The following is a 12858-nucleotide window of genomic DNA, read 5'->3' as shown; positions in this document are numbered from 1 at the left end:
GTTTAATTGTTTTGTTTATTGAGAAATACAATGGTTTATTTATGCTGATCTTCTATATTAGGTCCGTTTGCAGTCCATACAGCAATTAACAAAAGAACAATAGCGATGAAAAAGTTGATGAGCATTTTTACTAAACTACGCATAGGTAGAAAAGCATATATACTTCTCTACCTATCTTAATGTTACTTGATAAGTACTTGTTTTAATTATATATACAAGGAAATTAAACCAGCTATAACAATCAATGGAAGAATTACTGCAAGTTTATTTTGTAGAGGGACACGTTTGTCTGGGACTCCTGGATGGATAACAAAAGCCAGTAAAACAATTGCTCCAATAATACCTAAAAGTATATTAATGATAATCATCCTCCTAAGGAATATTATTAAAATTATATCAAATTTAAACACAAACAAAAGGAATTAATGTTAACAATTACCAAACAACCTATTTATACATAAAAAAACCCCCAAAGTATCTACTTTAAGGGGATCCATCCTATCACCTTCTCTCTTCATACAACCGATTTGCTTTATACGAGCAAACAAAATACATACATGTCACAACGGGGATAAATGTCAAAAAAAGTCCTCTCATTAATGCAAATGGCGTTTCAAATAAGAATGACCATAGAAATGATACACCTTGCTTATCCCATAATCCTGGCGTCAAGTATAGTTCTTTCGGATTTACAAAGGCTCCTAAATTCATTGTATTACTATACATAAATAAAAATAATATCGGCAAATAACAGATCGCTAATTCTAAAAATGTTTTAGATAGACGCTTATACTTCCCTGCTCGTGACATTGGATCTGAAAAAATGTCATCTTCACTTTCTTCATCTACCTTTTTAAAATATTGCGTACCTGACCACCTATTACCAGCTATATGCTCCCAGCCACTATCTTCAAATAATGTGCAGTAATTAATAAAATCACTTTTTCTACTAAATACTCTATGGTCTATTTTAATCGTCGCATCTTCCGGTTCTGTATATCTAAATGTATAACCAAATGTATTGCTTTCTAGTTGATAGCCTTTCCAAGCCATCTCCTCTAACCATTTTTCCTCTTTCTCAAAGTCTAAAAAGAATTTCAATCTCCACATCATCGTTTCCCCCTAACTATACGTGTAATAAACTTTTTGTAACCGCAATAATGTGCTGCATTCTCATAAAGTCTAAATGCAATACTTCTTTCCCGCGTTCCGTAATGACATACACTTTTCTTCGTTTATCTTCGCTTTTTACCGATTCTATTAACCCTTGTTTTAATAAATTTTCAACCGCACCATACAATGTACCCGCTGCGATTTTCACTTGATGATTACTCAGTTCCTCCACCTTTTGCATAATTAAATATCCATGAGCTGGCTCTAATAAAGCTAAAAGAACGTAATACGTTGTTTCCGTTAATGGTAAATTTTTATCTCTATTCATAAAGACCTCCAATGTAACGATAAGTATATAGCTAAACTATATAGTTCAACTGAATAGTTTCATTTTATACAGTCAAACTGTATATGTCAAATGTAGGAATAACTTTATAACCCAAAACAAAAACGCTACCTTTTTAAAAGATAGCGTTTTTGTTTTATCCTTGCTTATTCTTCGCCTTCATTTGCTCTTCATAAACAAACTTCGCGGTCATAAAGTCGTTAGAAAAATCTTTCAATGCATTCTTCATTACATTTAATTCTTCTTGTGATTTAATTTCAATACTGTTTAAGAAATCAAATGCTTTTGATTGTTCCTCCGCAACAAAGTTTTGTGTCATATAATCATCTTGGAAGTCTTTCTTCGCCTTTTCTTTTACTTTATTCATTGCCTCTGTTTTGTTTATGCTTTTCATTGGATTTTCGAATGCTCCAGTAGGTTGTTCTGGTTTTGGCTCTTCTTTCTTTTCCGGCTGTTGCGCTGGTGCTGGTTGTTGTGGTTCCTGCTTTGGTTGTTCTTGTTGAACCGGCTGCTGCGCTACTTGTTGCTCTTTTTTCGCTAACTCATCTTTTAACTTCTTCACTTGCTCATCAAGAGATTTTTTTTCAGTTTCTAACACACTCATATCACTTTTCAACTTTTGCGTTTCTTCAAAATGTTCATCTACTAATTTATTATATTCTTTCTCAGAGTACATTTTTTCACTGGTTGATGTCGTTTTCTCTTTCATAACAACTACATTAATAATTATAAATAAGGCTACAATTCCTATTAACGCAGCGGAAATCTTCTTTTTGTTCATGATTAATCCTCCAAAATGTAAAATTTAAAAAATTATCATAACAGACCAATTCGCTTTCAACTGTCATATTTTGTCGAATCAATATAATAAAAAAAAGCATCTGAAACAGATGCTTTTTCTCATTCTTAATACGTAAACGTAATCGTCACTAAAGAATACCCTTCTTTCGCATTGTAAGGCTCCGCTTTATAAGAAACTCGGTTTGCCCCTTGCGGATAATCGATTTCGCCAATTACCTTTTTCACATCTTGCAGTGCACCATTCATTGATTGCTTGTACAGCACTTCAATTTTCTCTGGTTTTGCACTATAACGCTGCTGCATTTTATTTTTTAATTCGGTATAGTTATTTGCAATATATTCATTTCCTAAATAGTTTAACTTTGTATCTTTTAATATTTGCTGATATGCAGGCGTTTTCTTACTACCTGCCGCAATTTTATTTGTCAGTGTACTATAATAGTTTGTTGTAACTTGCGGGTAATCTCCGCGGTTCCACTCATGATTTCTTGTTATTTGCTCATCTGATAAGTTAAAATACGAATACGTTACGCGGCCCTGCTCATCTGGCACCGGATCATCGAATGTTGTATCAAGGTGATACCATTTGTTTTCGATTTTCACTAAATTCCAAGCATGAGGTTGTCCGTCCCCAGTTCCTGTCACGAAATGATTTTCAATTCCTGCTTCTTTTAACAATTGATAAGTTAATAGTGCGTAACCTTGGCAAACCGCAGAACGATTTACAAGTGCTTCATATGCTGTGTAAGCTTTATAAGACGTATCATAAGAAACATGTTTTACTACGTAATCATGAATCGCCTTCACTTTTTCGTGATCATCCATTCCAACTTGAGTAATAGAAGAAACGATTGCTTTCGCTTGTTTCATGACATATTCCGTCTGTTCTTTCGTTTCACGATATGTAATCTTAAGCGTAAATGTATAATTTCCAGGTGATCCAGAAAGTCCATATGAAACATTCGATCTATTATTATTTGTATACTCATTTTTACTTGCAACTTCTTTATATGCGTTAAAAAGTGTATTCATCACTTCGTTTGTATTATTGTTTTTCGTTTTATATGGAAGTGTAATATTTGTCTCGTATGTATTAATACGCTTTTGTACTTCCCCTTTAAACGCTGTTAATAATGCCGCATCTCCTGTGTCTTTCACATCAGCATTTTTATACTTCAAAGTTTTATATAAAAACTGCGCATACTGTTCACGTGTTACTGTGCCATACGGTTCAAAATTCCCGTTCCCTGTGCCATCTGCGATTCCATTTGACTGCACCGCACTAATTGCGTTTTCTGCCCAAAATGGATTTGGAACATCCTTAAAGGTATGTTTTTGTTTTGCCGCAAGATGGAAAGCATTTGTAAGAATTTGTGCCATTTCCGCACGACTCACAGAAGCTTTCGGTCTAAACTGGCCGTTTTCATCACCTTTAAAAACTCCTAAATTCGTTAAAGTTAATACCTCTTCTGGGAACATTGTAGAACTTTGATTAATATCACCGTAAGGATTTTTAAACGTAGATCCATCCTTTAATACGTAACGAGTTCCATCATTACTAAACGAACCGCCTTGTTTATTCGGTACTAACACTCGATAAATTAAAGCCGCAACTTGCTCCCTTGTCGCAACATCTCCAAAACCAAATATCCCATTTCCATAACCGGAAATAATATTTTTACTCGCTAAATCTTTAATCGCAGGATATGACCAATGTGATGTCGGCACATCAGAAAAAACACCCACTTCAGCAGCTTTTACATCGCTACCATTTGTATATAACAACGCACCACCAATAAGTGATAATGATGTAATTGATTTTAATAGTTTTGTATACATAATGTCTTCTCCCAATACATTCTCTATTTTTGTTGGTTTATGTCGAAAAATCTAAAAATATGACAAAATATATTATACAATTAAAAGTTTTTGATGGATATATTGAATTTTAAAATATGCAAAAATTCATATTGTTATAAGGATTCATAGTAATATTATGTTATTTTACTTGCGAATATATAAATAAAAAAACGCTCATTTGAGCGTTTCATCTATATACCTAATAATTACTTTTTCTTCACTTAGAACTCTTCTTCGGTAATAATCCTTTGATATAACAACTCTTTATACTTCAATATTTCATCAGCCCGATGGCCCTCCATGCGTATATTGTATAACACTTGTTGTATTAACCTTTGATTGGTCTGTTGAAACATTTCATCCATTTAGAAATAGTTCTATTAAATTTTTCACCACTAGCCATAAAAATATCTTATAATCTTTATATAATAAATTATTGTATTAGGAGTAGATAAAATGCCAGTTACACTCGAACTTATTCTTTTCATTCTTATAGCAATTAGTGCTGTTGGCTATTTAATAAAAGAATTTCAAAAAACTAGGAAACGAACACTTGGAATTTCACTAGAATTTTTAATTCTTTTCTGGTCAATATGGAGAATATCAACTATCATAATCTAATTTATAAAACATGAATTCCTTTGAATAAAACTCAATATTATGTCCATAATGTTGATAGGCTGTATGCCAGAATCCATTTAGTCTTCTCTGTATCTCCTTGTATTAAGCAGTTAGCCTTTGCTAGCTGCTTAATACAAGGAAATATTTTTTATTTAAATTAACTATTTTGTTCACTTTTTTGATACATTTACGAAACATTCATATGTTACGTTATATAAGTCCTTTTTTAAATCATATTCATTCTAGAAAAAAGTCCTAGTCCCCCTAGGGCTTTTTTCATTCAAATAAAGAGTTTTATTGTTTCTCAATAACCGCAACTATTTAATGTGGTAAAATAATAATTGGATTGGCATCCAATACCATATTACGATGGATCAAATCGCAAGAAGGCACCTTAGGGTGTCTTTTTTATAGAAAATCAGTTTAAAAACTAAAAATAAAAGAACCTCAATAAATGAGGTTCAAAAAATCTACTATTTTAAATTACCTTCGTAAAAAGCAACTCCATTTTGAACATGTTTTAAATACCACGTAATCGTCCCGCCACAAACATTTTCATTAAAACTATTAGCATATACTCCATTTGAGTAATAAAGAGTTCTTTTGAACTTACCGTTAGAATACTCATAAGGAATTGAGCATGTTGCTTGTTTCGGAGAGCTCACAGCTTTTTGCGTATCAGCTGAAGCTGCCCCAATTCCTCCTGTTAATGCAATACCTGTTGCCAATAGCCCTACTACTAATTTCTTGAACATAATAAATCCCCCTTTAATAGTTTTTATAACTTACAACTTAAATGTATCACTTTTGTAATTTATGTAAATATCTTGAATATGTAGAAATATTTATTTAATTATTGGTAATATTAGGATTTTATTTTATCAAATGGAAAATAGAGGGGTTAGGAAGGTTTGTAAAAATCCATACTAAATAAACTAAATATCAAGATATACCATTAATGGGCTGATCCAAAATTTTTTCTGATTGGAAAACTATAGTCTCATATATCAATTGCGAGGATACCTTAAGGTATCTTTTTTGTACATATAAAAGTCTCAGCATCTTATTCCTTTAAAACAATAATTGCAACTATATTAATTTTACATTACATTAAGGTTAGGGAATATTCTTATATTAATAAAGTGAAAGTGCTAAATAGTAGGTGGAAGAATGGAATTTAACGATTTGGGTATTACCATTAAAGAACTTAGAATCAAAAAAAATATATCACAATCCGAATTATGTCATGGAATATGTTCACAAAGTCAAATTAGCAAGATTGAAAAAGGTATGATTTATCCATCTAGTATATTGCTATATCAATTATCAGAAAGACTTGGTATTGATCCAAATAATATATTTGCACTAACTCAAAATAAAAGATTAAAATATGTAGAAAATGTAAAATACGTAATAAAAGATTGCTTAAAGCAAAAACAATATAAAGAACTTTATGAAATAGTGAAAAAAGAGAAAAACTTAAATAATTTTCAAACAAAAGAAGAGAAACAATTTCTAATATGGCATGAAGCAATTGCTATATTTATAGTGGATAAATCATTAAAAAATGCTTTAGATTTTTTAAATAATGCATTAAAACTGACTTTAACTAATTCTGATTTTTTATCAGAAAGAGAAATAGATATTATGCAAACAATGGCTATATTTTATGCGGAAAATAAAGAATATGAAAAAAGTATTAATATATTAAAAAGATGTTTAAGTAATTTTAATAAGTTAGATTTTCCTAGAGATAAAGAAATTAAGTTGAAAATCATGTTAAATTTAGCAAAATCTTTGGACTTCACATATCAACATGAAGAGGCAATAAAATACATTGATAAGGGCATCAAATTAGCAATTAATCTAAATACGTTATACCTATTAGGTGAACTCTTCTATTTAAAAGGTCAGTTTTTATTAAAAATTAAACAACATAATGTAGAAGATGTTATTTATAACTGGAAAAAAGCATTATTTATATTTGAACTAACAGAAAAAGAATATTATACAAAAATGCTACCAGATGAACTTATTGAATTACAAAATAAAAAACACTCATAATTTCGTAAAAACTACTTACAAATCCCACAGAAAAAATCCCTATAGCTTTTAAACTTAGAACGATAATATTACAATAATTTAAGTCGGCAGAATGCTCCTTTTGGTATCTTTTCTTTATTTTTACAAGTACCTACTCAATTAATTCTTAAAAACATAATAGGAAACATTGTTTTATTTATCCTATTTTCATTCATGCTATATATAAAATTCGTTAATAAACCCACCTCAAATACTAGTTCCTTTTATAAGTCGTTTTTTTGATGTAGCTGATATTATTCTCAATACAATAGAATTAATTATTGGAACATATTTAGCAATATATATCAAAAAACAATAATAAGAAGATCCCTTCCACCTTAAGGTAGAAGGGATCTTCTTATTTCTATTTCAAACTACTCGCAATCTCCGTAAAGATAACCCCAAGTGCGTCAACAAGCGTTTTTTCACCAACTACCGCTCCTCTACCGAACGATCTTTCACCGATAGATTGTATGCCTTGAAGTGCTGCTTGCTACATTTCAGCGAACTCTTTCACTGTTAGCTCACGTTTTTCGCCTGCTGCATTTACGGGCAGCCCGTTAATACGGAATAAATGTTAAATCAACTCCTATTTAACATTTCAATTCAGATATACGACCGTAAAGAATGCATCATCACGGTGTCAGCAAGCAAAAGTGTATTCTGCATTTCTGAAAACAGTAGATGGCAGATTATGCCCTACTGAATCTGCTAAGAAAGAATATACAAGAACATCCTTAACATCATCTTTATTTCCACTAATGATGACATCAAGGAAATCTTCTATTTGGAATTCTGGAGTAAACAACACAATCTTAGTTGTTCTGTTTGGTTCTAAAGAAACAAAAGTACGAGAGATTTCAACTAATTCATTTTGAGTTGGGAAAAAAGTGTTTCGGCTTCTCTTAACAGTTACCGTTACATTACTAGTATGGCAGCGTGAATCATTGTTTAACATAATGTTGAGAGCAGTTGGAATAATCCCATTTTCAGAAACTGGAACTCGAAACACCCCAGTAGATTTATGAGCCATATAATCACATCCTTTCAAAATAAAATATATTTACAATATATTAGATGCAAAAAACGTTCATTTTGATATGGACAAATTATATGATTAATATATCTATAATAACCCTCGGTATTACTAAGCTAATGTTTTAAAAGATTAACAAATATCGCGAGAACCAATCGAATGTATATTAAAATTAAAAAGAATAAGATGTCTAACCCACCCCTATTTTGTGCCAATAATGAGACATTATGTTAATCTTATATGTATAGCTGCACAAAATTGAGAAACTTAAGGAGACAGATAAATTTTATGAGAAAATTATCTATATTACTTACTTTCATTCTAGTATTAGTCAGTGTTACGGCTGCTTGCACACAAGATAAAACAGATAGTGCCGTTGAAAATGCTCCAATAGAAGAACCAAGCGCAAAAAATGTAAATGAAGAATTAATAAACTTTGAAGAAAAGGAAGATATGAGCCGCTTGGAACAAGGTATTTTATTAGTTGGCGAGAGTGTTAAGGGAGGCTATTACTTGGCCGCTGTTCAAAGTGCATATTTAAATGCTAGCAACGATTCCGTCATGGTTAATGTCTCTGTAAAAAATGTACGAGGTCAAACGATTGGACTATCAGAATTAAAATATAACTTAAAAGATGAAAAAGACGGAAAGATCTATAAAGGAAAGGTGCTTGATCAAAACCCTTCTGATATACAAGTTAAACCAAATGAAACGGTAGAATTGAAAATAGCTTTTGAAGCACCAGGTACCGTAGATGAATATATGTTTTATATTGAAAGCTCTTTAGACCCTCTACAAACATACTGGAAAATTGATAAGCTGCAATCACAAAAAAACTAAGTCTAAAATACAATTTGATTGAAGAAATCTCTCAAATAAGCAAAAAGTACCGGAAAATTTGATATAGATACAAATGAATAATATATAAAGTGAAACTTTAATCAGTGGGGGTTTTGTTCATCCCCCACTGATTATTAGTTGAACCAATCGGGCGTTTACGGGCAGTTGATCCTCCACCTAACTTCTTTGCTTCCGCTGAATTTTGAGGTGTGGGTCTTACTGCCCGTTAATGCGGGATAAACATAAGACCATCGATTTAATGAATCGTTGGTCTTTTTCAAAAAATGCCCCATTAAAAACTAAGAGATAAAAAAGAACTAATCTCTAGAAGAGATTAGCTCAATATATCCAAAGCTATTATGGTACATAGTTTTATGAGCAAACGTTAAATAATGTTGTATGGGATACATAACCTGTCATCCCTTTATATGTAACTTTTAACCACTGTTTAGAATTACTGTAATGACCTTGAACATATTCACCAGTTACCCATGTTCCAGTAATTTTCGTACCATCATTAAATGTATGTAAGACAGGTGAATCGACAGTATAACCACTGCGCATCTTTGCACCATATACACCTACCGTACCTCCCTTTGCACAAGCTGCTACTACATTTTCATTTTCAGTAGCATTCGTAGCCGCGAAAGCAGAGCCATTAAATGTAAATAAAGTAAATATAAAAGCTGTTAGTACTGTACAAATAGATAAACGACGTAACAAAATAAATTCCCCCTTTTTTTATAATTTACTTCTTCACAAATGATTATCTTAAATATTCTAACTATTTTCAATATATTAATGTTGAAAAATATTAGTTGTATTTTTGAAATAAGATTTTATCAAAAATAGTAACAAACTCATATTTTACAGGGAGAGCACCGAAAGAAGTCTTCTACATATCAACTATATAAAAGTCCCTCCACCTTAAGGCAGAGGGACTTGCTAATTCCTATTTCAAACTACCCGCAATCTCCGTAAAGATAACTCCAAGCGCATGTGCACCTGCATCAGGGTATCCTAAACTTCTTTCGCCAACTGTACCAGCGCGGCTCTTTATGCAGCTACTGGCGATGCAATTCCGAAAAAAGGGAATTTTTTAGAGTAGATGACAGCAGGTTGGGCTGTACTTCACCTAATTAACTAAAGAATACTGCACGGGCCAATATTTGTGCATGATCTAAAATATAGAGGGCTCTATTTTGTCATAGATTACTACAACACTAAAACTCATCCCCATATTTTAGCAATCAGAGTAATACCCCAAAGGATATATGCCAGTTGTGATATTATATACAGTGTAATTTCAAAACTAGTAAGTTTTCTTGTTAATTTAATTCTCTTTAAATACATATAAAAACAAAATGCAGATATAACTAATAATAATTGAGATGCGTTGTTTATGTTTTCTAAAATATTCATACAAAATCAACTCCTTACAGTAATTGTATAAAAATATACTTTAAAAGTATCATAAAAACTATTTAAATAAAAAGACCATTTGCAAATTTAATAATGCAAATGGTCTTTTTATTTAATATTTCTTCAAATAAATTCAAGTTATAAAAACACTATTTATTTGAAGAAAATGATGCTGGAGCTAATACTCCCTGTAATACATCTTTTTCTGAAATATCTTGAGACCAAGCTGCAACTCACCCACCATTTTGAATGCTATGTTCTAATTCAAACTTATTTGTCTTGTATCCAGAAAAACCGTGACACAAAGTTGGATGCACTGGATGTATTGGATTATGCTCTATCACATCACTCAACCAACTCATTCAGTCCAATTCTGAATTATAAATATCATTTTTTACCATTTTGGTGTATTCGCTATTCCCTCCTCCATAATTCCAATCACTATAATAATCATAATGATAAGCTAGATAAGGTAATGGATACAAATAGGTTGATCTAGTGGAGAGTAGTTACTAAATTGGCCAAACAGGTCTATATATGAACAATACGGATTAATGATTATGAAATTCCCCCCTATATTTCTATTTATAAAAGTAATATATGATATCAAAGGAATGTAGGTACTTGTCTAAATTTAAATAGGGGATTTATCACAAATTCTCTTTTTATATTCTTTATCCCTCCCAAACCACTCCATAAGGTGTCCAACCATAATTTTGAAGTACGAAATAATAAATACCGCCTTTTGAAGTGATTTCTATCGATTGGATAGTTTTGCAAAAATACAATTAAACAACCTGAATTCCATATTTATAGGAACTCACGTTGCTTCTTTTAAAACTATTATCTTAGTATTTATAAACATACATATCTTTACAGAGAAAACATCTAACGAAATTATATATTAATAAATTATAGAAAAATCCCTCCACCTTAAGGCAGAGGGACTTTCTAATTACTATCTCAAACTACCAGCAATCTCCGTAAAGATAACTCCAAGCGCATGTGCACCTGCATCAGGATATCCTAAACTTCTTTCACCAACTGTACCGGCGCGGCCCATGCGAGCTACGATTTCTTTCGTATACTCCGCTCCTTTAACTGCTGCTTCTGCTCCTTTTTCAAAAGCAGTTTTCATGTCTTCTTCGTTTGAAGCGCTATCTAACCAAGAATCTACACATGGAGCAAGCGCGTCAACAAGTGTTTTGTCACCAACTACCGCTCCTCTACCAAATGATCTTTCTCCGATAGATTGTATACCTTGAAGTGCTGCTTGCAACATTTCAGCGAATTCTTTCACTGTTAGCTCACGTTTTTCGCCTGCTGCTTTGCTAGCTGCGCGGAATGCACCACCCCAAATTGGACCAGATGCGCCGCCGCAATGTTCCATAATAATCATTGAACAACCGTCAAGGAATGACCCAATCGTTACGTTCTCTTGATCTACAATAGAATGCCACTCACGTTTTAATTGCTTAAATCCTTTTGCCACACTCATTCCGAAGTCGCCGTCACCTGCGTGTGTATCTAACTCACAGAACGGTACTTCGTTTTTAATAATAACGTCGCTCATTTTATCAACGAGATAAATCATGTTGTTTAATGTAATAACATTATCCTTAATCACAGCATGCTCTTCCGCTGTTTCTATTTCAAAGGAAACTTCCTTCTCTTCTTTCTCTTCAAGTACATTCACGTACTCTACACTTTCAACTGACCCATCTACTTTAAACGCTGGTGTATTACACTCTTTTGATAGTAATGTTTTTAACTCATCATCTAACTTCATCACTGTTAAAGACATGCCAGCCATATCGATACTTGTCATATAGTTACCGACGAATACTCTATTGATTTTAATGTTTCTAGCAGCTAATTCTCTCGTCACTGCGTTGTTAAATAAGTAAAGTTCTTGCAGTGGTGTTCCGCCAAAACCGTTAACTAGAAGTGCGATTTCCTCGCCATCTTTTACTCCTAAATCTTTTACAAGATCATTTGTCATACGGTTAGCTAGTTCATCTGCTGACAGCATTTTTTCACGCTTAATTCCTGGTTCGCCGTGAATACCTACGCCGTATTCCATTTCATCTTCCGCAAGTGTGAAAGTAGGTGATCCGCTCGCTGGAACTGTACAAGAAGTTAACGCTAAACCGATTGTGCGCACGTTAGCCGCTGCTTTTTCCGCTACAGCTTTCACCGCTCCTAAATCCATACCTTCTTCCGCTGCTGCGCCGGCAATTTTATGAACGAGAATAACTCCCGCAACGCCGCGGCGTCCTACTGTATATAGGCTATCTTCTACCGCAATATCATCATCCACTTTTACGTAGTCGACTTCAATTCCATCTTCCGTCGCTAAATGAGCTCCGTTTTTGAAATTCATAATATCGCCGCTGTAATTTTTAATAATTAATAACGTTCCTTTTTTACTAGCTGTCTCTTTAATCGCTTGATACACCTGAATTTGTGAAGGTGACGCAAACACATCTCCGCACACCGCCGCATCTAACATTCCTTTTCCGACTAATCCTGCATGTGCCGGCTCATGGCCACTACCGCCGCCACTAATTAACGTTACTTTGTTTTCGTTCATTTCTTTCTTCTTAATAACTTTATATTTTTTCAAAAGTTCAAGCTCTGAGTGAGCCATAACCATTCCGTTACACATTTCCATTACTAATGTTTCTGGTTTGTTTATAATCTTTTTCATTGTGATTATCCCTCAATTCCTTTAATA

General features: G+C 32.8%; 15 protein-coding genes. 3 read left to right on the top strand and 12 right to left on the bottom strand.

Annotation, left to right across the window (positions count from 1 at the left end; genetic code table 11):
• Positions 1-206 precede the first annotated feature (206 nt).
• From BCG9842_RS31205 to BCG9842_RS04855, 5 genes are all read right to left on the bottom strand, one after another.
• On the bottom strand, positions 207-368 hold the full coding sequence (locus tag BCG9842_RS31205; protein WP_000583951.1) for a hypothetical protein: 162 nt from the start codon (positions 366-368) through the stop codon (positions 207-209).
• 133 nt (positions 369-501) lie between these two features.
• Positions 502-1113, bottom strand: a complete 612-nt coding sequence (locus BCG9842_RS04870; protein WP_002083001.1) for a DUF2812 domain-containing protein — start codon at positions 1111-1113, stop codon at positions 502-504.
• Between the two features lie 13 nt (positions 1114-1126).
• The gene (locus BCG9842_RS04865; protein WP_001078063.1) at positions 1127-1441 is read right to left on the bottom strand and encodes a PadR family transcriptional regulator; all 315 of its coding nucleotides are present in this window, start codon (positions 1439-1441) and stop codon (positions 1127-1129) included.
• 154 nt (positions 1442-1595) lie between these two features.
• A complete protein-coding gene (locus tag BCG9842_RS04860; RefSeq protein ID WP_001035230.1) occupies positions 1596-2240 on the bottom strand; it encodes a hypothetical protein in 645 nt (214 codons plus the stop codon).
• Between the two features lie 125 nt (positions 2241-2365).
• On the bottom strand, positions 2366-4099 hold the full coding sequence (locus BCG9842_RS04855; RefSeq protein ID WP_000288188.1) for an S-layer homology domain-containing protein: 1734 nt from the start codon (positions 4097-4099) through the stop codon (positions 2366-2368).
• A gap of 477 nt (positions 4100-4576) precedes the next feature.
• Between BCG9842_RS04855 and BCG9842_RS31200 the strand changes: the two genes are divergently transcribed.
• Positions 4577-4741, top strand: coding sequence for a hypothetical protein (locus BCG9842_RS31200; RefSeq protein WP_001145509.1), 165 nt, complete (start codon positions 4577-4579; stop codon positions 4739-4741).
• 473 nt (positions 4742-5214) lie between these two features.
• Here the strand turns inward: BCG9842_RS31200 and BCG9842_RS04845 are convergent, their stop codons facing one another.
• Positions 5215-5496: an LCI fold-containing protein gene (locus BCG9842_RS04845; RefSeq protein WP_000473837.1), complete on the bottom strand. Its 282-nt coding sequence runs from the start codon at positions 5494-5496 to the stop codon at positions 5215-5217.
• Positions 5497-5911: 415 nt separating this feature from the next.
• Here BCG9842_RS04845 and BCG9842_RS04840 point away from each other — a divergent pair, with 415 nt between their 5' ends.
• Positions 5912-6805, top strand: a complete 894-nt coding sequence (locus BCG9842_RS04840) for a helix-turn-helix domain-containing protein (RefSeq protein WP_000395471.1) — start codon at positions 5912-5914, stop codon at positions 6803-6805.
• A 661-nt stretch (positions 6806-7466) separates the two neighbouring features.
• Here the strand turns inward: BCG9842_RS04840 and BCG9842_RS04835 are convergent.
• Complete coding sequence (locus tag BCG9842_RS04835; RefSeq protein WP_000940658.1) at positions 7467-7856, bottom strand: hypothetical protein; 390 nt, start codon at positions 7854-7856, stop codon at positions 7467-7469.
• A 291-nt stretch (positions 7857-8147) separates the two neighbouring features.
• Here BCG9842_RS04835 and BCG9842_RS04830 point away from each other — a divergent pair, with 291 nt between their 5' ends.
• On the top strand, positions 8148-8699 hold the full coding sequence (locus BCG9842_RS04830) for a hypothetical protein (protein WP_001228900.1): 552 nt from the start codon (positions 8148-8150) through the stop codon (positions 8697-8699).
• A gap of 372 nt (positions 8700-9071) precedes the next feature.
• Here BCG9842_RS04830 and BCG9842_RS04825 read toward each other — a convergent pair whose 3' ends face one another.
• From BCG9842_RS04825 to dhaK, 5 genes are all read right to left on the bottom strand, one after another.
• Complete coding sequence (locus BCG9842_RS04825; RefSeq protein ID WP_000946190.1) at positions 9072-9422, bottom strand: SH3 domain-containing protein; 351 nt, start codon at positions 9420-9422, stop codon at positions 9072-9074.
• Positions 9423-9651: 229 nt separating this feature from the next.
• On the bottom strand, positions 9652-9795 hold the full coding sequence (locus BCG9842_RS30925; RefSeq protein WP_136804073.1) for a DAK2 domain-containing protein: 144 nt from the start codon (positions 9793-9795) through the stop codon (positions 9652-9654).
• Positions 9796-9929: 134 nt separating this feature from the next.
• Complete coding sequence (locus BCG9842_RS04820; protein WP_001022918.1) at positions 9930-10121, bottom strand: hypothetical protein; 192 nt, start codon at positions 10119-10121, stop codon at positions 9930-9932.
• A gap of 233 nt (positions 10122-10354) precedes the next feature.
• On the bottom strand, positions 10355-10483 hold the full coding sequence (locus BCG9842_RS31780) for a hypothetical protein (protein WP_254893931.1): 129 nt from the start codon (positions 10481-10483) through the stop codon (positions 10355-10357).
• Between the two features lie 596 nt (positions 10484-11079).
• A complete protein-coding gene (dhaK, locus tag BCG9842_RS29265) occupies positions 11080-12831 on the bottom strand; it encodes a dihydroxyacetone kinase subunit DhaK (RefSeq protein ID WP_000720770.1) in 1752 nt (583 codons plus the stop codon).
• Positions 12832-12858: the final 27 nt, after the last annotated feature.

It is taken from the genome of Bacillus cereus G9842 (assembly GCF_000021305.1).
GTDB classification, from domain to species: domain Bacteria; phylum Bacillota; class Bacilli; order Bacillales; family Bacillaceae_G; genus Bacillus_A; species Bacillus_A thuringiensis_S.
The sequence above is the reverse complement of the archived record's forward strand: the minus strand, read 5'-3'. Positions and strand labels throughout refer to the sequence as shown.

Excerpts from the sequence above, each read along its gene's own strand:
- BCG9842_RS31205 (WP_000583951.1), bottom strand. The coding sequence starts at position 368 with ATGATTATCATTAATATACTTTTAGGTATTATTGGAGCAATTGTTTTA.
- BCG9842_RS04870 (WP_002083001.1), bottom strand. The coding sequence starts at position 1,113 with ATGATGTGGAGATTGAAATTCTTTTTAGACTTTGAGAAAGAGGAAAAA.
- BCG9842_RS04865 (WP_001078063.1), bottom strand. The coding sequence starts at position 1,441 with ATGAATAGAGATAAAAATTTACCATTAACGGAAACAACGTATTACGTT.
- BCG9842_RS04860 (WP_001035230.1), bottom strand. The coding sequence starts at position 2,240 with ATGAACAAAAAGAAGATTTCCGCTGCGTTAATAGGAATTGTAGCCTTA.
- BCG9842_RS04855 (WP_000288188.1), bottom strand. The coding sequence starts at position 4,099 with ATGTATACAAAACTATTAAAATCAATTACATCATTATCACTTATTGGT.
- BCG9842_RS31200 (WP_001145509.1), top strand. The coding sequence starts at position 4,577 with ATGCCAGTTACACTCGAACTTATTCTTTTCATTCTTATAGCAATTAGT.
- BCG9842_RS04845 (WP_000473837.1), bottom strand. The coding sequence starts at position 5,496 with ATGTTCAAGAAATTAGTAGTAGGGCTATTGGCAACAGGTATTGCATTA.
- BCG9842_RS04840 (WP_000395471.1), top strand. The coding sequence starts at position 5,912 with ATGGAATTTAACGATTTGGGTATTACCATTAAAGAACTTAGAATCAAA.
- BCG9842_RS04835 (WP_000940658.1), bottom strand. The coding sequence starts at position 7,856 with ATGGCTCATAAATCTACTGGGGTGTTTCGAGTTCCAGTTTCTGAAAAT.
- BCG9842_RS04830 (WP_001228900.1), top strand. The coding sequence starts at position 8,148 with ATGAGAAAATTATCTATATTACTTACTTTCATTCTAGTATTAGTCAGT.
- BCG9842_RS04820 (WP_001022918.1), bottom strand. The coding sequence starts at position 10,121 with ATGAATATTTTAGAAAACATAAACAACGCATCTCAATTATTATTAGTT.
- BCG9842_RS31780 (WP_254893931.1), bottom strand. The coding sequence starts at position 10,483 with ATGAGTTGGTTGAGTGATGTGATAGAGCATAATCCAATACATCCAGTG.
- dhaK (WP_000720770.1), bottom strand. The coding sequence starts at position 12,831 with ATGAAAAAGATTATAAACAAACCAGAAACATTAGTAATGGAAATGTGT.